The organism is Yersinia sp. SCPM-O-B-9106 (C-191) (assembly GCF_026183365.1).
GTDB classification, from domain to species: domain Bacteria; phylum Pseudomonadota; class Gammaproteobacteria; order Enterobacterales; family Enterobacteriaceae; genus Yersinia; species Yersinia rochesterensis.
In genome coordinates this window covers 54,549-75,365 of record NZ_CP110791.1, presented here as the reverse complement: position 1 = coordinate 75,365, position 20,817 = coordinate 54,549, and the positions used below count along the sequence as shown (strand labels likewise).

The window sequence follows — 20,817 nt, the reverse complement described above, 5'->3', positions numbered from 1 at the left end:
GGAATGGTGAATACTTGAAGCCGGTATGCCCCACTAAATTCCGCAGAGATAAGGCAACTCTTGAGCGCCGAGCATTGAGCTTCATTTGGGGGCATCTCTAAAAGGACAGTATTTTTATGCCCCCAATTATGCCCCCAGCACAGGGTAGAAACCAGTAGACCACGGTAGATTCAGACAGACTATTTTTATTGTAACCAATGGATTATAAAAGGATTTATTGAGGAAGAGAGAAAGCGGGAGATAGGCTTTGGCGGAAGATCACAGGAGTCGAACCTGCCAGGGACCGCTGGCGGCCCCATCTGGATTTGAAGTCCAGCCGCCCCACCGGGGACGATGATCTTCCATCTGGAAGATAGATAGTAAGTCGGTGATTATAGCGTGTTTATTATATGACGCTATTCATTCAATAGGCGCAGTGAATAAATCTCCCTGAAAATTGGATGATAGAATCATCATTAGCGGCTCAAAAACAGTTAATAGCTGACTTCGCCATATTTATCACGATGCTCTTTCGGGGTAATTGAATAACCTTTTTTGAATACCGAATAGAAATATTGCAGCGAGGGATAACCACACATTTGTGAGATTTCATTAATAGGTAATGAAGTTGCAGACAACAAATTGCGCGCCCGATCGAGTTTTTCTTCATGGATAACGCCATGAATAGTCTGCCCAATATCATCTTTAAAGCGCTTTTCCAGATTCGATCGCGACATCCCAACGGCATCTAGCACCTGTTCAACCTTAATCCCTTTACAAGCATGATGGCGGATATAATGCATCGCCTGAATCACTGCGGGATCGCGCAATGAGCGGAAATCCGTCGAGCGCCGCGCCATTACTTTCACCGGCGGCACCAAAATGCGCTGTAATGGCGGGGTTTCTTGTTGTTTCTGGCGTTGATTGAGGCGCTGGTGCAGTAACTTAGCCGCCCGATAGCCCATTTGCCGCGTCCCTTGCACGACCGATGAAAGTGCCACCCGCGATAAATATCGAGTTAACTCTTCATTATCAATGCCAATCACACTCAATTTCTCCGGCACAGCAATATCCAAATGCTCACATACTTGTAATAAATGCCGCGCCCGAGCATCTGTTACCGCAATGATCCCCGTCTGATGTGGCAGCGTTTGTACCCAGTCCGCCAACCGGTTTTGGGTATATTGCCAATTAGCCGGAGCAGTGGCCATTCCCTGATAAACCACCCCTTGATATTGCTCTGCCGCCACTAATTGCCGGAAAGCATATTCCCGCTCCTGCGCCCAACGCTTATCACTACTGGCGGGTAGGCCGTAAAATGCAAAACGGTTTAAACCCTTTTCTTTCAAATGCATAAAAGCGGCTTCAACCAAGGCAGTATTATCGGTCGCGATATAATCCACCGGTGGATAATCTTCTGGTTGATGATATGACCCTCCGACGCCGATAATCGGTACATCGACATTTTCCAGCAATTGCTCTATTTGCCGATCATCAAAATCAGCAATAACACCGTCACCCAACCAGTCCCGAATATTATCAATACGGCAGCGAAAATCCTCTTCGATAAAAATATCCCAATCACATTGGGATGCCTGCAAATATTCGCCAACACCTTCCACCACTTGCCGGTCGTACACTTTATTAGCGTTAAATAGCAAAGTTATCCGGTAGCGTTTCTCGAACATGGAAATGGCTCCTGAAATAGATGGGAAAGGGATATAACAGACAAAGAGATCAATGCAGTATGGCATTGATCTCTTTGCAAAGATGGGATCAGACTCGGCGTTTGGTGGCGGAATCCATCCACACCGCCAGCAGCAAAATTGCGCCTTTAACAATGTACTGCCAGAAAGTCGGTACATCCAGCATGCTCATCCCATTATCGAGAGAAGCCATGATAAATGCGCCCATGACCGCACCGGCTACACTACCAATCCCGCCGGCTAGACTGGTGCCACCAATGACACAGGCGGCAATCGCATCCAGTTCAGCAATATTACCGGCAGACGGCGAACCGGCCCCCAGCCGTGAACTAAGAATCAAACCCGCTATTGCCACCATCAATCCATTGATAGCAAATACCGCGAGTTTGGTGCGCTCTACATTAATCCCCGACAAACGGGCGGCATCGATGTTGCCCCCAATGGCATAGATCCGGCGACCAAAAGCGGTGCGAGTGGCCATAAAAATACCTGCCAGCATCAGTGCTGTGAGAATCAATACCGGCGTAGGGACACCCCGATAATCATTCAGTAAATATATAGCGCCAAGAACGATAACGGCGGTAATAGTTTGACGAGTAACATCCCCTTGTGGAGCCGCAACCGGCAAGCCCAGCCGGATACGATGGCTGCGCCGACGCCATTGCCACACCACGAACAACATTAACCCAATGGCACCAATACCAAATCCGAAGCCATTGGGCAGATAACTTTGACCAATCTGCGACATAGCATTACTGGTCGGCGACACCGTGGTGCCGTTGGTGATTCCAATTAAAATGCCGCGAAAAGCCAGCATCCCCGCCAAAGTAACAATAAATGACGGCACTTTGCGATAAGCAACCCACCAACCATTCCATGCGCCGAGTACTAGCCCCAATCCGAGGGTGACAACAATAGTCAGAGGTAGTGGCCAACCGAGCCACACATCAAAAATGGCCGCCGCGCCACCCAATAACCCCATCATCGAGCCAACCGACAAGTCAATTTCTGCCGAAATAATGACAAAAACCATTCCCACCGCCAAAATGCCGGTGATTGCCGTTTGGCGAAGTAAATTCGAGATATTCCTGGCGCTGAGATAGGCCCCTTCAGTGGTGAAAGTGAAAAACAGCATAATAATGGCGATAGCCGCCAACATGACAAAAACTTGCAAATTGACCGATTTTAGTCGAAATAATGGCTTTTTATCGCCATTTTCGGGTGTATTTACTTCAGTTTGATTAGCTTGCGACATGGGTTTCACTCCTGAGTGCGGCTTCCATGACCTTTTCTTGCGTCAGATTATGGTTAATAAGATCGGCTTTGATGCGCCCTTGATGCATGACCAACACCCGATCGCTTAATCCCAAGACCTCCGGTAATTCAGAGGAAATCACAATGACCGCAATTCCCTGCTGGACCAATTGGTTGATAAGTTTATAAATTTCATATTTTGCGCCGATGTCTATACCACGCGTCGGTTCATCGAGGATCAAAATCCGTGGGTTCAGCAGCAAGCATTTGGCTAAAATAGCTTTTTGTTGATTGCCCCCACTGAGTCGGGCAATCGCCAGCTCTGAAGAGGAGGTTTTCACCTTTAACCGGGCCAGAGATTGCACAATTGTCGACTGTTCTTTGGCATCATCCAGCATGCTAAAAGAGCCAGTGAAATCATCTAACGCAGCCAGTGTGATATTAGCCCCCACACCCATAACCGGTATGATGCCGTCTTTCTTGCGATCTTCCGGCACCATGGCAATGCCGAGTTTCATGGCTTGCTGGCAATGATTGATGGTCACCGCTTTACCATCAATGAATATTTCTCCCTGCCAGCGGCCTGGGTAAACACCAAACAAGCATTGCACGGTTTCTGTTCGACCAGAGCCGACCAGCCCGGCAATGCCCAATATCTCTCCGCGTCTCAGAGAGAAAGAGACCTCATCCACTCGGCGAATATGGCGGTTTACCGGGTGCCAGGCGCAGATATTTTCCACCCGCAGAATTTCCTCACCAATGTGGTGGGCTTCGTGTGGATAAAGCTCTTTAAGTTCGCGGCCCACCATCATGGCGATGATGTCATCTTCGCTCATGGTCGCCGCAGGGCGAGTCCCAATATGGCGGCCATCGCGGATCACACAGATATGATCGGATATCGCTTTTACTTCATTTAATTTGTGTGAGATGTAAATACAGGCAATGCCGTGATTCCGTAGATCACGGATAATATCCAGCAAAATAGCGGTTTCACTTTCTGTCAAAGACGCTGTCGGCTCATCCAATACCAACAACCGGACTTGTTTATTCAGCGCTTTTGCAATTTCGACTAATTGTTGCTGCCCAAGCCCCAATTCCCCCACTGGAGTATTCGGGTCTACCACCAGTTTTACTTGTGCCAGCATCCGTTGACAACGCAAGTACATGGCGTCGTAATCCATAATGCCAAAACGCCCCCACTCAGAACCAAGGAACATATTTTCCAGCACCGACATTTGCTTTACCAAAGCTAATTCCTGATGAATTATCGCAATACCTTTTTGTTCCGTTTCACGAATATTTTTAGCTTGAAGCGTTTCACCTGAAAAAATTATTTCTCCCTGATAGGAACCTGTGGGGTAAATACCACATAACACTTTCATTAGTGTGGATTTTCCAGAGCCATTCTCACCACACAACGATAATACTTGCCCGGCTTCCAGTGTCAGGCTGATATTATCTACCGCCTTAACGACACCGAATTGCTTAGTAATATTTTTCATTTCCAGCAGGTTGGGCATAATTCCCTCCATATATCTTTTATTCTTGAAGTTGCAGCATGATTAGCTACAACCTCAAGAAATTCGGATATATTAAACATCGAAAAAGCAATTAATAAACATCAGCTTTTTTGTGGAAACCATCAGCAATAATTGTGCTGTCGATATTGTTTTTATCCACTTGAATCGGTGTCAGTAAATAAGCTGGGACATCTTTTATTCCGTTATTTAATTGACTATTTGCTTTCGGCGCTTCGCCTTTACCCAAAGACACAGCAATTTCTGCGGCATCATTGGCTAATTTACTGATGGGTTTATATACGGTCATGGTTTGGGTGCCAGCAACAATACGTTTTATTGCTGCTAAATCAGCATCCTGCCCAGAAATAGCCACTTTTCCCGCCAGTCCTTGTGCTGCTAACGCCTGAATAGCCCCACCGGCGGTGGCATCATTAGACGCCACAACAGCATCAATTTTGTTATTGTTAGCTGTTAGAGCATTCTCCATGATTTTTAAGGCATTTTCCGGTAACCAGGCATCAACCCACTGATCACCAACAATTTTTATTTTCCCTTCTTTTATCAATGGATTAAGCACTGTCATCTGCCCCTGGCGGAACAGTTTGGCATTGTTGTCGACCGGCGAGCCACCCATCAGGAAATAATTACCCTGAGGTACCCGCTCAACCAAACTTTTAGCTTGTAACTCACCCACTTTTTCATTATCGAAAGAGATATAAAAATCAATATCAGCATTATTTATCATACGGTCATAAGCTAATACTTTTATACCTTCTCGCTTTGCCTCGGCGATCACATTACTTAATACTTGCCCGTTATAAGGAATAATAACCAGCACATCGACACCACGGTTAATCATATTTTCAATCTGTGACATTTGGGTTTCTTCATTGCCATTTGCCGATTGAACAAATACTTTAGCGCCGAGGGACTCAGCTTTGTTAACAAAAATATCGCGGTCTTTCTGCCAACGTTCAAGACGAAGATCGTCTATCGCCATCCCAATTTTAATTTCTTTACTGAATCCGGGCTGGCTAAACATTACCAGAGCGGCGCATGCGGAGAGTAAAATGTTCTTAAATTTCATCTTTCAGTACCTTTCTTATTGTGCAAGCAGGGTAAGAGAAACGGTAAACATCAACTGCAATAGGGATTGTTATCGCTTATTTGCACATCGGCAATTACAGATTTTCGTCCGCCAATTATGTTTTTTGGTTTAATGTTAATTTTATGATAACGATCATGTTTTCTTTCCTGCAAAATGCATAATTCCAGTCAGAGATGTTATCCATATAATGAATATCAGAAAGTTTCTATAATTAATCGGGTATTTATGAGATCTACACCACAATTAATAATTCTCTGAATTTAAGTGTGAAATAACGTAATTGTGAGAATCGCCAACAACTCCGAAGATAAAAGCTCATTAGCCCGATAACGCGGGTCAGCTTCCAAGGAGTATTGCATGCAATCTTATTTTAATGAATTAGAACAAGTGCGTTACGAAGGCAGCCAGAGCACTAACCCACTGGCATTTCATCACTACAATCCGGATGAAATTATCCTTGGTAAGCGAATGGCCGATCACCTGCGGTTCGCCGCCTGCTACTGGCATACTTTCTGCTGGGGCGGGGCGGATATGTTTGGCAGCAATGCGTTTGAACGCCCATGGCAGCAGGCCGGCGATGCACTCACACTAGCCAAACGCAAAGCCGATGTGGCTTTTGAATTCTTCCATAAACTGAATGTGCCTTATTACTGCTTCCACGATGTGGATGTTTCACCCGAAGGCGCATCATTAAAAGAATATCTGAATAATTTTGCCGTCATGACGGATGTATTGGCCGAGAAACAAGAGAGTAGCGGCGTAAAATTATTATGGGGCACAGCTAACTGCTTCACTCACCCGCGCTACGGTGCTGGGGCCGCGACCAATCCAGATCCAGAAGTTTTTAGCTGGGCTGCGACCCAAGTCTTTACCGCCATGAATGCCACCCAAAAGCTCGGCGGTGAAAACTATGTATTGTGGGGCGGCCGTGAAGGTTATGAAACGCTGTTAAATACCGATTTACGGCAAGAACGTGAGCAAATTGGCCGCTTTATGCAAATGGTGGTCGAACATAAACATAAAACCGGCTTCCAGGGCACCTTGTTAATTGAGCCAAAGCCACAAGAACCGACCAAGCATCAGTATGATTATGATGTTGCTACTGTTTATGGTTTCCTTAAGCAGTTTGGGCTGGAAAAAGAGATCAAAGTTAATATTGAAGCCAACCATGCCACTTTGGCCGGGCACTCTTTCCATCATGAGATTGCCAGCGCGATTGCATTAGGTATTTTCGGCTCTGTGGATGCCAACCGTGGCGACCCGCAATTGGGTTGGGATACCGACCAGTTCCCAAACAGTGTGGAAGAAAATGCACTGGTGATGTTTGAAATCCTTAAAGCTGGAGGGTTCACTACCGGCGGGTTGAATTTTGATGCCAAAGTACGCCGCCAAAGCACCGATAAATACGACCTGTTCTATGGTCATATCGGGGCGATGGACACCATGGCATTAGCCTTGAAAATTGCAGCGAAAATGATTGAAGATGGTCAGTTAGATCAGCAAGTTGCGAAACGTTATGCCGGTTGGAATACAGAGTTGGGCCAGCAAATTTTGAAAGGCAAACTGTCGCTGGAAGATTTGGCGCGCTATGCCGGTCAACATAATCTGAACCCACAGCACCACAGTGGGCATCAAGAGCAACTGGAAAATCTGGTTAACCGCTATATCTTCGGCTGATAGTTTTATTTATCTGATGTCTGCATCGAATAGATGAGATTTTGTTGAAAAATAGCTGATAGGCGTTATTGGTGCCAGCAGTTTGGACCTGACCAGCGCACAGAAACCGGAGCGTACACGCAGTACGTGAGGATTTCGAGCACTGCTCAGGTTCAAAATGGCAAGTAAAATAGCCTATTAATATGAGGAACACATATGTACCTTGGCATCGATCTAGGCACCTCCGGCGTTAAAGCCATTCTCCTGGCCGAAAACGGGCAAGTTATTGCCAGCCAAGGTGCTGCATTATCCGTTTCCCGCCCACATCCTTTATGGTCTGAGCAAAACCCCGCCGATTGGTGGCAAGCCACTGATCAAGCTATGCAATCCTTAGCCGCAGACCATGATTTAAAACAGGTAAAAGCCCTCGGGCTGACCGGCCAAATGCACGGCGCAACCTTGCTGGATAAACAGCATCGGGTGCTGCGTCCGGCTATTTTATGGAATGATGGCCGCAGTTTTGCCCAGTGCCAAGTACTGGAAAAATCAGTACCAGAATCTCGCCAGATTACCGGTAATCTGATGATGCCGGGCTTTACCGCACCGAAGCTAAAATGGCTGGCAGAATATGAGCCAGATATTTTTAATTGCATTGATAAGGTGCTCTTACCCAAAGATTATTTACGTTTTCTGATCAGTGGTGATTTTGCCAGTGATATGTCCGATGCCGCCGGAACAATGTGGCTCGATGTAGCAAAACGCGACTGGAGCGATGAAATGCTGGCGGCCTGCGGCCTAAATCGCCAGCACATGCCCGCCCTCTTCGAAGGTAGCCAAATTACCGGCCATGTCAGTGCCGATATTGCGCGCCGCTGGGGCATTAACCCGGTTCCGGTGGTTGCTGGCGGAGGTGATAATGCTGCCGGAGCAATCGGGGTGGGCTTGTATCAAACCGGGCAGGCGATGTTGTCGCTGGGCACATCTGGCGTCTATTTTGCGGTCAGTGAGGGTTTTTTGAGTAACCCTGCCAGCGCCGTGCACAGCTTTTGCCATGCTTTGCCGAACACTTGGCACTTGATGTCAGTAATGTTGAGCGCTGCATCATGTCTTGATTGGGCTTGCCAACTCACTGGGGCCGAGAGTGTCCCTGCGCTGATTGATGAAGTGGAAAATACGCCGCAAGCCGCCACGCCAGTGTGGTTCCTGCCCTACCTTTCCGGCGAACGAACTCCCCATAACAACCCAAATGCTAAAGGGGCTTTCTGGGGCTTTACCCATGAACATCGCCGGGCAGATTTAGCCCGTGCGGTATTGGAAGGAGTAGGATTTGCTTTAGCCGACGGAATGGATGCCCTGCATGCCAGTGGATTACAGCCCAAATCGGTCACATTAATTGGTGGCGGAGCACGAAGCCCTTATTGGCGTCAAATGCTGGCAGATATTAGCGGCCAAACGTTGGAGTATCGAACTGGAGGTGATGTCGGCCCTGCTTTAGGTGCCGCCCGATTAGCCCAAATTGCTCTCAATCCGGATATTCCATTAGCTGATTTATTGCCTGCACTGCCACTGGAGCAAACACATTTTCCAGATGCACTGCGCCATCAGAATTATGCTGCTCGTCGCGTCATCTTTAAAAAGCTTTATCAGCAATTACTGCCACTATGTCAATAAGCTAAATTGTGTGAATAAGCTAAAGTGCAGGCTATAAGGCACCACAGGTTGTGGAGAGAATTATTTCTTTTCCACAGCCTGAATCTGGCAATGACCTATCGAGCAGTTAACATGACGAATGATCATCTGACCAAAATCATCTATATAGCCGATGCTATAATGGTCGCCACTATATCCGGGAGTCTTGATGGACTCAGTGTTAAATGGCGCAATCATGACACTGTCAAAACCGGGGAAATTACCGCGATTATCCTGATTTAAATGCCCTAGCGTGACGTAATACGGCGTAGGGTTATGAATTTTAAGCATTTCTCTTTGCTGGCTGAACTGCAATTTCTCCTGCCAGACATTCTTATTATCCGCTTTAATCGCCGCTGGCCGATAAAATAATTTTATTTTGCTTTGGATTGCTATTTGTACCGCATCAGTTACTTCACTCTTCGGCGGTATTTCCCGTACATTAAAATAGAACAAAGTTTCACGGTCAGTGGCTAACTGTTCCACATCCGGTAGCGAGATAATGCGTACTAAGGTTTTTTGACCCGCATCAATCCGCTGTATCGGGGGCAACACAGATAATGGGCTTTCCACTTTTTGTCCGGCTGTATTTTCTAACCAAGCTTGCGCCAAATAAGGCGATTTCTCGCTTTTATTTTGCAAAACAATGCTGGCTGATGTGTCCGCACTATTGAAAATAATCCGCGTTCTATCCAGATTGATTGCCGCCTGACTCACTCCCGTGACAAGCAAAAGTGCTATTCCCACCAGGACGTTATTTAACTGATAGCTTTTCTTTATCAACATCGCGTTATTAAGGTCTTTCATGGTTTATTCCATTCCAATGTATATCGTCTTGCCGTGAATAACGTTTTTCCTTAATCAGTGTTTTCGGCCAATAAATTATTTTAATGAATATTTTTCTTATTAACTTTTTAATCTACTGGAGCGGAAGTGAAATCTGGTCCCTTTTATCCCCTATGATGGCCGGATTTGGCATTCCGTTCAGCCTAAAACCCACTAATAATGGAGCCATACCCATATGGCGGAGGGCCGAAAATGACTAACAGCGCATTACTGATCATTGATGTTCAACAATCTTTCGAACATAAATCTTTTTGGCAGCAAGAAGACTTACCCGCTTTCTCTATAGCGCTGAACCAACTGATTACGGGCTGTAAACAGCGGGACATTGCGCTAGTGGATGTCTTCCATGTTGCTCCTGATGGCCCGTTTTCATTGGCTTCTGGCTATGTTAAGCCCATGTCGCTGGTATCCCATCAAGCGGATGTCACCGTGCATAAACGGGTGCATAATGCACTGACCGACTCAGGGCTGGATCAATGGCTTAAAGAGCGGCAAATAAATCACCTGATTATTGCTGGCATGCGCACTGAACAATGTTGTGAAACCACAGCGCGCGTGGCGTCAGATTTGGGTTATCAAGTCACTTTTGTCACGGATGCCACATTGACATTCCCTATGACTCAGCCTAATGGCATTGTCTTGAGCAGTGCTGAATTAAAATTACGCACCGAAACCGTGCTCATCGACCGGTTTGCCGCGGTTCGTACCGTAGCAGAAACATTGCATGCCCTGGATGAATCATGCAATAAATGATATTCAACCAGAGCACCTGATATCCCCTATCGCCAAAAGGGGATATATCAATCGGTAACTGTAGATTAATAATGCAACGAAATGTCTATTTTCTCTTGCTGCCCGGCGTGTTATCGCTGGATTTAACCGGCCCCGCTGAAACGCTACGGCTGGCGGGGGCATTTAAGTTGTTTTATATCAGCCCGTTACCAGAAGTGATGTCTTCCACGGAGATGATGTTGGGCCAGTTGCAGCCACTGCCAGACAGCTTACCGGAAGGCAGTTTACTGGTGGTGCCGGGTGTGAGCGATTCGCACCACTATTTTGCGACCGAAACCGCAGCAATAGCTCGCCGCTGGCTACAACAGCAAAAAGCCGCCATTACACAGCAAAAAACGACGCTGGTTTGTGTCTGTTCTGGGGCGTTGTTAGCCGCCCAAGCCGGGCTACTGGATGGCTACCAGTGCACGACTCATCACCATGTGCTTGAACGGCTGCGCCAACAGGCTCCGGCGGCCCAAACCAAAGAAAATCGTATTTTTGTGGAAGATCGCGGGGTCTACACCAGCGCAGGGATTACCGCCGGCATTGATCTCTCGTTGCATCTGATTAGCCGCTATTGTAGCCCGCAAACCGCGCTGGAAGTGGCCCGTGAGATGGTGGTTTATTTCCGCCGTTCCGGTGATGACCCCCAACTGTCGCCGTGGTTACGTTACCGCAACCATCTCCATCCGGCGGTACATCGAGCGCAGGATGTGATGTCCGCAGCCCCCCAAGCGGAGTGGTCGCTGCTTCAGGTCGCGCAGAAAGCCCATGTCAGCAGCCGTCATTTAACCCGGTTATTCCGCGAACATGTCGGGATCAGTGTGCGAGAGTTTCACGAGCAACTACGGGTCGCCGTGGCTGAAGTCCGCCTGCAAGAGGGGTTTAATCTGGAGAAAGCGGCACTGGCGGCGGGTTTCTCCTCCACTCGCCAGCTTCGACGCGCACAACAGCGCGGGCAGGCCACAGCTAACTGACTAATCGCCGCCGGTCAATGCGCTGTAATCCCATGGATAGTAAGGTACTCAGCGCCAGCGCTAACGCGAAGACATAGAAAATATCCAACACCGGATAGCCAGTAAAATCATAATGATGGGTGCGGATAAAATGAATAATAAGCGCATGGAAACCGTAAATCGCTAGCGAATGCCCGGCAAGCCAACTCAACCAAGCAATGGGCTGATTCAGACAATTTTTAAACCATACCAGCAGTGATACCGCCGCAACAAAAACTAACGGGCCGCAGTACATATAGAATGTATCCGCAAAGCTGCCATTGATTCGCGTCTGTTTCTCCGTTGAGACAGCAATAAATATCACGCTCATAATAAACAACAATGCAGCGCCCCAACTGATGGCCCGTCCCCGCGTATCAAGCATGCCAATGGCCCGCCCCAGCAACGCATACAACAAGTAATAGAAGGTATCGCCGTAGATATAGAGATTGATTGGCAATAAATGGAAGTGGTCAAAGGTGTATTGGCTGGTCTGCGGGTTAGCCACCACCGCTAGCAACAGAATGACCACCGCCAGATAGCGGCCTGATACCGGTTTAACATTAATCAGCGGTGAAACCAGGTAAACCACGATAATGGCGTAGAAAAACCATAAATGATAAAACACCGGTTTTTGCAGGATATTGTTCAGCGCCGCCCAACCATTGATGGGAGTCAGCGTCGAAATATAAATCAGTGCAATCAAACTGTAGAACAATAAACACAGCCCAATGCGGGTAAAATGCTTTTTCTGTGCGCTTTTTTCACCAAAAAATAGATAACCGGAGATCATAAAGAACAAAGGCACACAAGCTCGGGAGGCCGAATTCAGCAGATTGGCAATGTCCCAATTCATTTCTCCCACCTGCGCACCACTGGTGACGTAATAAGTCGTGGCATGGATCATGACCACCATAATGCAGGCGACGGCCCGCAAGTTATCAATCCACCCTATCTTATTGGTCATGCATACTCTCAATCACCTATTTTTATACTTAGAAGCGCCTAGTTATTTAGGGCATCAATAATCAGGTTGCAAACAATAACGTAAATTCAACTTATACCCAAAGTAAATGAAACTGCGTCAAGGACAAAGGCATTACCCAAAATCTACAAAGGGTAATTGTTGCTAAAACGTTATATTGACGGCAAAATAACCGCCCTAATACACTCAGATGCTATACTTTATCTGAGTGCCTCCATTTTTTATGTTTATTATTAATAGCTTAACTTATGCAAACTTCATTTTCACCCGCGACGCGTTTAGGTCGACGGGCGCTTTTATTTCCTCTGTGTTTGGTATTATTCGAATTTACCACCTATATCGCCAACGATATGATTCAGCCCGGTATGCTGGCGGTGGTTGCCGATTTTAATGCCAGCATTGAGTGGGTTCCGACCTCCATGACCGCTTATCTGGCTGGCGGGATGTTTCTGCAATGGTTGCTGGGGCCATTATCGGATCGCCGTGGACGTCGCCCGGTGATGCTGGTTGGCGTCGCATTCTTTGTGGTGACGTGCCTTGCCATATTATTGGTCACGTCAATTGAACAGTTTATCGCCATGCGCTTCCTGCAAGGGATCGGCCTGTGCTTTATCGGCGCTGTCGGCTACGCCACTATTCAGGAGTCATTTGAAGAAGCGGTCTGTATTAAAATCACCGCGCTGATGGCAAATGTGGCGTTAATTGCTCCGCTGCTCGGCCCCTTGGCCGGTGCCGCCTTAATTCATGTCGCCCCGTGGCAATCCATGTTTGTGATATTCGCAGTGCTGGGTGCCATTTCATTTGCCGGATTGTGGCGCGCAATGCCAGAAACCGCCTCGCGCAAAGGGGAGAAACTGTCAGTAGGGGCGATGTGGCACGATTATAAGCAAGTGCTCGCCAACCGCCGTTTTCTGTGCGGATCCCTGGCATTGGGCTTTGCCAGTTTGCCCCTGCTGGCATGGATTGCACAATCGCCAGTGATTCTGATCAGTGGTGAAAAATTATCTACTGTGGAATATGGCGTTTTGCAGGTGCCCATTTTCGGCGCACTGATTATCGGTAACCTGGCACTGGCGAGGCTGAGCGGCAAAACCTCAATTCCACAGCTTATCCGCTATGGCGCAGGCCCGATGATTATTGGCCTAATGATTGCCGCTGGCTCTACCCTCTATTCATCCCATGCTTATTTGTGGATGACGGCGGGATTGAGTCTTTATGCTTTTGGTATCGGCCTGGCAAACGCCGGTTTGGTGCGCCTAACCCTATTCTCCAGCGATATCAGTAAAGGCACGGTGTCGGCTGCCATGGGGATGATCAGTATGATGGTCTTCACCTTGGGAATTGAGTTCGCCAAAGTGGCCTATTTGTGGGGCAACAGCGGAATATTTAATCTGTTCAATCTCATCAGTGGCCTGCTGTGGCTGGGCTTGGTGATGATTTTTATCCGTAAACAGCCGGATACAGTGGTCGCGGAGTAAATTCATATTGCGCTGGAGAAGAAAAATGAAGTGCTTCTCCAGCTTCAATATCAGTCATGTACAAAAGCCCCCAGAAATATTTTTATATAAAATTAATACCATAAATAGTCTAGTCAAGTTGGTTTGACCAACTAACTATGATGATCTATATTGAGTACAGGCCAACAAAAAAGGGGGGTCTATGGAAAAGATCAATATTTATGATGCCAAGACCAACTTATCTAAGTTGATTAACGCAGTGACAACCACTGGCGAACCTTTCTTGATTGCCAAGAATGGCAAAGCATTGGTAAAAGTCATTCCTTATATTGAGGAACAGCCAAAACGTAAATTAGGTTTTCTGGCTGGTAAGGTCTCTTGCCCTGATAATTTTGATGATGAAGACAAGGCTGTCATTAATCTGTTTGATGCTAAGGATGAAGATGATTTATTTACTTGATACTCATATTCTAATTTGGCTTGCCGCCAAACCAGAGAAACTCAACAAGGAAGTTGAAAACATCATCACCAATTATAATAATGAAATTTATTTCAGTGTTGCCAATATCTGGGAAATTGCGATAAAAAAAGCACTTAATAAAATAGAGATTAACCCAGAAATATTACGCAAGGGATTGTTTGAAAATGGCTTTAAAGAGTTAACAGTAAAAAGTGAGCACGTGCTTAACACCCTCAAACTCCCTGATATGCATCAAGATCCTTTCGACCGAATTTTAGTTTCACAAGCCAGAGTAGAGAATCACATTCTCATTACTGCCGATAACAAAATCATCGATAGCAGCGCTGGCTATATAAAAATCCTCAAAAATTAGAGATGCAGTTAAAACATCATGACAAATAAACTATAACTAATAGGCATCTGTAATGATGTTGAATGAGCAATATATTAATTCCCAGAAGAAAACAGCCCGCTGTCACGCAGGAAATGGTCATTGCCCCGGCGGCGGGTGAAGCCACTGCGGTCAAAGAATTCAAGAATTTGAATCGCCAATTTGCGACCGATACCCAGTCTATCGCGAAAATCTGCTGCACTGGTACTGCCTTGGCTGGCATCCAGCTCACGAATTAAATCAGCAAACTGCTCAATACGCTGGCTCAGATAATAGCGGTCGGGAACAATTGCCGTGATATAGCCCAGCTGCGCGGCCTTGCGTAATAAGTTGCGCATTTCGCCTTCATCCATTGCCAACTCTGCGGCTAAATCACGTACCCACCATGGCAAATCAACAAAATAGTGGGAAACTTGCTGCCATCGTGCTTGTTCTTGCGCGGTAAATCCTAATCCATGTTCGGGCAGGTGCAGCCAGCCGCGAGTATTCTTTAGCGCGCCCTGTTTTAGCAAATTATCAATCAAACGAAACACTAAATTTTCATCCAGTGTCGGCAATGCCATGCGCCGCAAACGCGCCCGGCCTAGCCCTAACTGATCACTATGCTGTTGATGATACAAACATAAAACATGCAATAAGGTTTGTTGCGCTTGCTGGGCATGCGGATTCGACAATGCAATATCGCCCGCAATAACACAGTCGGTATCTGCCAATAATGCGGCCATATCATGGCTGCTAAGCTGGCGCGCCCAACTGAACTTACTCACAGAAATCGGCCCTTGCGCCAAATGCAGATCCAGCACTTCACTGTCTGTTATTGCTTGCGCTAATGCGGTTAACCACGCCAAAAAGGCTGGTTGCCGCTTACCTCGTTTTGGCACCGCCAGGTGGAGAACCCGCGCGGCACCCAATGTCTTTTTCGCGGCAATATCCCGCAGGATTAGCCGGTCATTCTCAGCCAGCCATAGGGGGGTATCCAGCAATATCTCGGCCAGTATCGATTGGGATTTATTGCCCTCCGGCTGAGAGCTGCTCAGCAGTGAAAAGCGCCCAGTAATATGGCTGGCGGCATGATGTAAATGCAGCGGTTGCCAATGCTGTATGGGTTCATCGGCATCGACAATAACCAACACCCGACCAACGGATTCTGGCGGCTGTTGCGCTAAGAGCCAGTCGCCGCGATTGATTTGTTGTTTGCTAATATCGCCGGAGATATTCAGCGCAATGCGCTGCCCCACTTGCGCCTGTTGCGTATCTTGGTTTTGAGCATGGATGCCCCGCACCCGCACCGGGCAATCGCTGCCAGTGAGCCATAGGGTATCGCCCACCGCCACCTTGCCCGCTAACGCCGTCCCCGTGACCACTAAACCTGCGCCTTTCACACTGAATGCGCGGTCGATCGCCAGCCGAAAACGCCGCGGTAGCCGGCTATTATTTTCATCTTGCTGGTGACATTGCGCCAGATGCTCGCGCAATTCGCTGATACCTAGCTCGGCCGTAGCCGCAGTGACAAACAAAGTGACTTGCTCTGCCGGCCAACCTTGGGCCAACAGTTCAGCCATCACCTGCTGGCGAACGTGCTCAATCCGCTCGTCATCCACTCGGTCGGCTTTAGTGAGCGCGACAGTCAATATCGGCCGCCCCGTCAGCCGTAAAATCGCCAGATGCTCACGAGTTTGCGCCATGACGCCATCATCACAAGCCACCACCAGCAAAGCATGATTGATGCCGCCCACGCCAGCCAACATATTGGCGAGAAATTTCTCATGTCCGGGGACATCAATAAATCCAATGATGCTGTTATCAGGTTGTGGCCAATAGGCATAGCCCAAATCAATGGTCATTCCGCGCTGCTTTTCTTCCGGCAAGCGGTCAGCATTAATCCCGGTAATGGCCTGTAAAAGCGTGGTTTTACCGTGGTCGACATGTCCCGCGGTTGCAATAATCATGGTGCCAACTCCCTGAGCAACGCCGCCTCATCCTCCAGACAGCGCAAATCTAACCATAAACGCCCATCGGCCACACGGCCAATAATGGGTTTAGCCAAGCTACGCCAGCGTGTCGTCAATACTTCCAGCGCACTGCCGCTGCCATCTTTAGGCGTAAATGTTACCGCCCAACTGGGTAACCGGTCTACAGGTAATGACCCACTGCCAATCTGCGACCAGCATGGCTCAGCAGCCAGTGTAAAATCGGCACCATAGCTGCCATTGAGTGCCGCCAACACCCGCTGTGCGCTCTCGGCAATCTCCTGCGCCGGACGAGTCAGTAGCCGCAGGGTCGGTAACAACTCACTCAAACGGTCGGGCTGCTGATAGAGACGTAAAGTGGCGTCCAGCGCCGCCAATGTCATTTTATCGGCTCGCAGCGCCCGCTTGAGCGGATGCTGCTGCAATTGCTCAATCCACTGTTTTTTACCGAGAATTATCCCCGCCTGTGGGCCGCCAAGCAGTTTATCCCCCGAGAACGTTACCAAATCGACACCCGCCGCAATCAATTGCTGTGGCATCGGCTCAGCCGGTAAGCCATAGCGAGTCATATCCACCAGCGAACCGCTACCCAGATCTGTCGCGGTCGGGATGGCAAATTCATGCCCCAAAGCCGCCAATTGTTGCTCCGTCACTGAGGCCGTAAAACCCTCAATACTGTAATTGCTGGTGTGCACTTTCATCAGCAGGCCAGTGTGTTCATTAATGGCCTGGCGGTAATCTTTCAGATGGGTGCGGTTGGTAGTGCCGACTTCAACCAGGTCACAACCGGCCTGACGCATCACATCCGGAATGCGAAAAGCGCCGCCAATTTCGACCAACTCGCCACGAGAAACCACCACCTGCTTCCCGGCCGCCATGACCGTCAGCAGCAAAAATACTGCGGCGGCATTATTATTGACGATGCAAGCATCTTCCGCCCCGGTCAGTTCGCAGAGTAAATCGGCCACCGCGCGATCACGATGGCCGCGACCGGCACCACTCAGGGAATATTCGAGAGTTACCGCGCCACGCATGGCGTCAGTCACCGCAGCAATAGCGGATTCCGCTAAAGCGGCTCGTCCTAAATTAGTGTGTAAAACCGTGCCGGAGAGGTTAAAAACGGGTTTCAATGCGGGTTGACGTTGGTTTAATCGCTGACGTAAAGCCGCTGGCCAGTCCGCGCACCAATCAGCCAATGTATGGAATTGACCAATATATTCACGGGCCTCGGCCTGCATCAAACGCAGGGTTTCAGTTAACAGAGCTGCGCCATATTCATCAAGTAAAGGGGCCATTTCTGGCGACCGCAACAAGCTGTCTATGGCGGGTAACTGGCTGTAAAGATGATGGGATTCTGCGCTCATAGTCACTCAGCGGGGTTATTAAATGATACTGTAACCAATATTATATATGACTCACCGGGAAGCTGACTCCCCGGGATACTTATTCCCCAGAAAACCTATTCACTCGGAAAAAGTTACTCACTTGGAAAAATAAAGGGATTAATACTGCTGCGAGCAAAACCTTCGCCTTCCATTTTTGCATCGAGGATCAGCGAGGCTAAATCGTCCGCCACCGCTTCGACCATCGGGTCTTTTTCCTGATATAAGATTTTCAGGTAAGTGCCACAATCGCCACAACTTTCTGCTTTTACGGCGGCCAATTCACTGTCTAGCGACCAGTAGTTCAAATCACGAGTTTGCTCGCAATTGCTGCATTTAATCCGCACCACATGCCACTCGCTTTCACACAAATTGCAGTGCAAATAACGCAAGCCGCTGTGGGTGCCAATGTGTACCACACTGGAAACCGGAATACTGCCGCACACCGGACAGAATTGGCGGTGTTCACCATATTCAGCTCGGGCTTTACCGGGGATTTGGCTGGCCATTTGCGCCCAATACAAGGATAGCGCCGCCCAGATAAAGGGCGCTTTTTCGCTACCAACATTGGCAAATTCGCGGTTTAACAGCGCATCGGCGTCCAGCTCCAGCTCATGTACCGACGCCTTATCCAGATTATCCAGCACCGCCGCAATATGGTCGGGCGCATCAGGGCGCAGTTCAGCAATCAGCGCTGACAAGAGCTTGCGCCAGTGGTCAGTGCGGGGAAAAACGCTTAAATCCAGCGGCGGTTTACCACTGGCTGCGGATTGCGCCAACTCAGCCTGCATGTCCAATACCAGCGGGTGGTCATGCAGTGCATTCTGCTGCGCTTGCGTAATTTTAGCCGCAAAATCCAGATAGTCAGCCAGCGGATTATCCAGCGCTAGCTGCTGCAAACGTTCGGTGCGCCGGGTGTACAGGCTTTTTAAATTCGCGAAAAGTAACGGCGGGATATTCCCCGCCGTCGTGCCTTTTTCGCTCTGTTTTCCTAATTGATCTTTAGGGACAATGCGAATACTCATCAGGGTTTCTCTTCCTGTTTGTTCCGAAGCTGCCGTTTGGCGTTAACTTCACGATACCAACGCGGATGGTGCTTTTTAGCCCATGCTGCCGGTACCCAACCTTCCACCATCGCAGTAATCGTGCCTTTCACCCACAGGGCGGCATAAATATGCACCATTATAACGATAATCAATCCTACCGCCGCTAGCGAATGCACCAGCAGAGCCAAACGAATCAGCGGGATCGGGAAAGAAGGCGCAAAGTAAGGCCGCCAAATCACTACGCCACTGGCCAGCAATAACACCAGGCTGATAATAGCAGCCCAGAATACGCATTTCTGACCAAAATTATAGCGCCCCGTGTCACCCACTTCCTCATTCATGGCGATTTTATGGATATTTTTAGCCCACTCGAGGTCTTCCTTGTTGATCAAGTTATGTTTCCAGTAACGGAAAAACATGATCAGGAAGGCGGCGAACATAATCACCCCCGCGAAGGGGTGAAGGATGCGTGCCAACTGCGGCGAACCAAAAATATTCATCAGCCAGTTAAATGACGGGAAGAAGAACCCCAGGCCACTGATGGCGGCCAGCATAAAGCAAAAGGCCACTATCCAGTGGTTGATTCGCTCCGGCGCACTGTAGCGCTGGATCCGCTTTTCTTTTTTCATTTCCGCGTCTCCCCGTCGTCTGAGTGTTCAGCGGTGGTTGGCTCAGGAGCCTTGGATGCCGTATCGGAAGGTGTGGAATCCGATTTATCGTCTTCGTCCTCTTCTTCCTCAACCCGGTTCGGGCCGACGCCCACGTAATGGAAGATACTGGCAGCAAAGGTCGCAGCAAAGCCGATCGCCGCCAGCGGTTTCCAGATGCCTTTCCAGAAAGTGATGGTCGGGCTGATAGTCGGGTTCTCCGGCAAGCCATGATAAAGCTGAGGTTTATCCGCATGATGCAGAACATACATCACATGGGTGCCCCCAACACCCGCTGGGTCATATAACCCGGCGTTATCAAAGCCACGCGTTTTCAACTCGCTCACTCGGCCCGCGGCCACTTCTTTCATTGCTTCTTTGGTACCAAAGTGAATAGCCCCAGTCGGGCAAGTTTTCACACAAGCAGGTTCTTGACCAACTCCGACACGATCGACGCACAGAGTACATTTGTACACCCGATTGTCGTCTTTATTCATGCGCGGCACGTCAAATGGGCAACCGGCGATACAGTAGCCGCAGCCGATACAGTGCTCTGATTGGAAATCGACGATGCCATTCGCATACTGAATAATTGCACCCTCTGATGGACAGGCTTTCAAGCAGCCCGGATCAGCACAATGCATGCAGCCATCCTTGCGGATGAGCCACTCCAGCTTGCCGCTATCTTCGTCTTCAACTTCAGAGAAGCGCATCACCGTCCAGGATTTAGCGGTCAAATCGGCGGGGTTATCGTACACCCCGACGTTATGGCCCACTTCATCACGGATATCGTTCCATTCCGAACACGCCACCTGACAGGCTTTGCAGCCAATACAGGTGGTGACGTCGATAAGCTTGGCAACCTCTTCCTGGTGGTTACGAGCTTGCGGCGGCGGCGTAAGGGAGTTGGTGCCGGAGCGCCGGATAATGTCTTGAGTTTGCAGTGACATAG

At 48.6% G+C, this 20,817-nt stretch carries 18 protein-coding genes and 1 tRNA gene; 7 read left to right on the top strand and 12 right to left on the bottom strand.

The window, feature by feature from the left end; all coding sequences use genetic code 11:
- Positions 1-248 precede the first annotated feature (248 nt).
- The 5 genes from OP863_RS00305 to xylF form a co-directional block, all read right to left on the bottom strand.
- A tRNA-Sec gene (locus tag OP863_RS00305) sits at positions 249-343 on the bottom strand.
- Between the two features lie 130 nt (positions 344-473).
- On the bottom strand, positions 474-1,667 hold the full coding sequence (gene xylR, locus OP863_RS00300) for a D-xylose utilization transcriptional activator XylR (protein ID WP_038637525.1): 1,194 nt from the start codon (positions 1,665-1,667) through the stop codon (positions 474-476).
- A gap of 88 nt (positions 1,668-1,755) precedes the next feature.
- On the bottom strand, positions 1,756-2,940 hold the full coding sequence (xylH, locus tag OP863_RS00295) for a xylose ABC transporter permease XylH (RefSeq protein WP_038637527.1): 1,185 nt from the start codon (positions 2,938-2,940) through the stop codon (positions 1,756-1,758).
- Positions 2,927-4,459, bottom strand: coding sequence for a xylose ABC transporter ATP-binding protein (locus tag OP863_RS00290; protein ID WP_145591449.1), 1,533 nt, complete (start codon positions 4,457-4,459; stop codon positions 2,927-2,929). The genes xylH and OP863_RS00290 overlap by 14 nt, the downstream gene beginning before the upstream one ends.
- Positions 4,460-4,550: 91 nt before the next feature.
- Positions 4,551-5,546 (bottom strand): D-xylose ABC transporter substrate-binding protein, encoded by a 996-nt coding sequence (gene xylF, locus OP863_RS00285; protein WP_038637534.1) that lies wholly within the window; start codon positions 5,544-5,546, stop codon positions 4,551-4,553.
- Positions 5,547-5,924: 378 nt separating this feature from the next.
- Between xylF and xylA the strand changes: the two genes are divergently transcribed.
- Positions 5,925-7,244 (top strand): xylose isomerase, encoded by a 1,320-nt coding sequence (gene xylA, locus OP863_RS00280; protein ID WP_038637537.1) that lies wholly within the window; start codon positions 5,925-5,927, stop codon positions 7,242-7,244.
- 195 nt (positions 7,245-7,439) lie between these two features.
- The gene (gene xylB, locus OP863_RS00275; RefSeq protein ID WP_145589410.1) at positions 7,440-8,894 is read left to right on the top strand and encodes a xylulokinase; all 1,455 of its coding nucleotides are present in this window, start codon (positions 7,440-7,442) and stop codon (positions 8,892-8,894) included.
- Between the two features lie 60 nt (positions 8,895-8,954).
- On the opposite strand, the gene OP863_RS00270 is transcribed toward xylB, so the two are convergent.
- Positions 8,955-9,719: a molecular chaperone gene (locus tag OP863_RS00270; RefSeq protein ID WP_265525756.1), complete on the bottom strand. Its 765-nt coding sequence runs from the start codon at positions 9,717-9,719 to the stop codon at positions 8,955-8,957.
- A gap of 231 nt (positions 9,720-9,950) precedes the next feature.
- Here OP863_RS00270 and OP863_RS00265 point away from each other — a divergent pair, with 231 nt between their 5' ends.
- Both OP863_RS00265 and OP863_RS00260 read left to right on the top strand, forming a co-directional pair.
- Positions 9,951-10,511 (top strand): cysteine hydrolase family protein, encoded by a 561-nt coding sequence (locus OP863_RS00265; RefSeq protein ID WP_186368297.1) that lies wholly within the window; start codon positions 9,951-9,953, stop codon positions 10,509-10,511.
- 71 nt (positions 10,512-10,582) lie between these two features.
- A complete protein-coding gene (locus OP863_RS00260) occupies positions 10,583-11,509 on the top strand; it encodes a GlxA family transcriptional regulator (RefSeq protein WP_265525755.1) in 927 nt (308 codons plus the stop codon).
- Here the strand turns inward: OP863_RS00260 and OP863_RS00255 are convergent.
- Positions 11,502-12,494 carry an acyltransferase gene (locus OP863_RS00255; RefSeq protein ID WP_038637553.1) on the bottom strand — a complete coding sequence of 331 codons (993 nt, stop codon included), beginning with the start codon at positions 12,492-12,494 and terminating at the stop codon, positions 11,502-11,504. The two genes, OP863_RS00260 and OP863_RS00255, sit on opposite strands and share 8 nt — an antisense overlap.
- Positions 12,495-12,760: 266 nt before the next feature.
- Between OP863_RS00255 and OP863_RS00250 the strand changes: the two genes are divergently transcribed.
- From OP863_RS00250 to OP863_RS00240, 3 genes are all read left to right on the top strand, one after another.
- Positions 12,761-13,990, top strand: coding sequence for an MFS transporter (locus tag OP863_RS00250; RefSeq protein WP_145589406.1), 1,230 nt, complete (start codon positions 12,761-12,763; stop codon positions 13,988-13,990).
- A gap of 181 nt (positions 13,991-14,171) precedes the next feature.
- Positions 14,172-14,429, top strand: coding sequence for a type II toxin-antitoxin system Phd/YefM family antitoxin (locus OP863_RS00245; protein WP_145589405.1), 258 nt, complete (start codon positions 14,172-14,174; stop codon positions 14,427-14,429).
- Complete coding sequence (locus OP863_RS00240; RefSeq protein WP_265525754.1) at positions 14,413-14,802, top strand: type II toxin-antitoxin system VapC family toxin; 390 nt, start codon at positions 14,413-14,415, stop codon at positions 14,800-14,802. Before OP863_RS00245 ends, OP863_RS00240 begins: the two co-directional genes overlap by 17 nt.
- A 74-nt stretch (positions 14,803-14,876) precedes the next feature.
- Here OP863_RS00240 and selB read toward each other — a convergent pair whose 3' ends face one another.
- The 5 genes from selB to fdxH all read right to left on the bottom strand — a co-directional run bounded on the left by selB (position 14,877) and on the right by fdxH (position 20,815).
- Positions 14,877-16,769 (bottom strand): selenocysteine-specific translation elongation factor, encoded by a 1,893-nt coding sequence (selB, locus tag OP863_RS00235; RefSeq protein ID WP_265525753.1) that lies wholly within the window; start codon positions 16,767-16,769, stop codon positions 14,877-14,879.
- Positions 16,766-18,154 carry an L-seryl-tRNA(Sec) selenium transferase gene (selA, locus tag OP863_RS00230; protein WP_265525752.1) on the bottom strand — a complete coding sequence of 463 codons (1,389 nt, stop codon included), beginning with the start codon at positions 18,152-18,154 and terminating at the stop codon, positions 16,766-16,768. Before selA ends, selB begins: the two co-directional genes overlap by 4 nt.
- Positions 18,155-18,267: 113 nt before the next feature.
- The gene (fdhE, locus tag OP863_RS00225) at positions 18,268-19,197 is read right to left on the bottom strand and encodes a formate dehydrogenase accessory protein FdhE (RefSeq protein WP_038637566.1); all 930 of its coding nucleotides are present in this window, start codon (positions 19,195-19,197) and stop codon (positions 18,268-18,270) included.
- The gene (gene fdoI, locus OP863_RS00220) at positions 19,197-19,847 is read right to left on the bottom strand and encodes a formate dehydrogenase cytochrome b556 subunit (RefSeq protein ID WP_038637569.1); all 651 of its coding nucleotides are present in this window, start codon (positions 19,845-19,847) and stop codon (positions 19,197-19,199) included. Before fdoI ends, fdhE begins: the two co-directional genes overlap by 1 nt.
- Positions 19,844-20,815, bottom strand: a complete 972-nt coding sequence (fdxH, locus tag OP863_RS00215) for a formate dehydrogenase subunit beta (protein ID WP_038637573.1) — start codon at positions 20,813-20,815, stop codon at positions 19,844-19,846. Before fdxH ends, fdoI begins: the two co-directional genes overlap by 4 nt.
- Between the last annotated feature and the right edge of the window lie 2 nt (positions 20,816-20,817).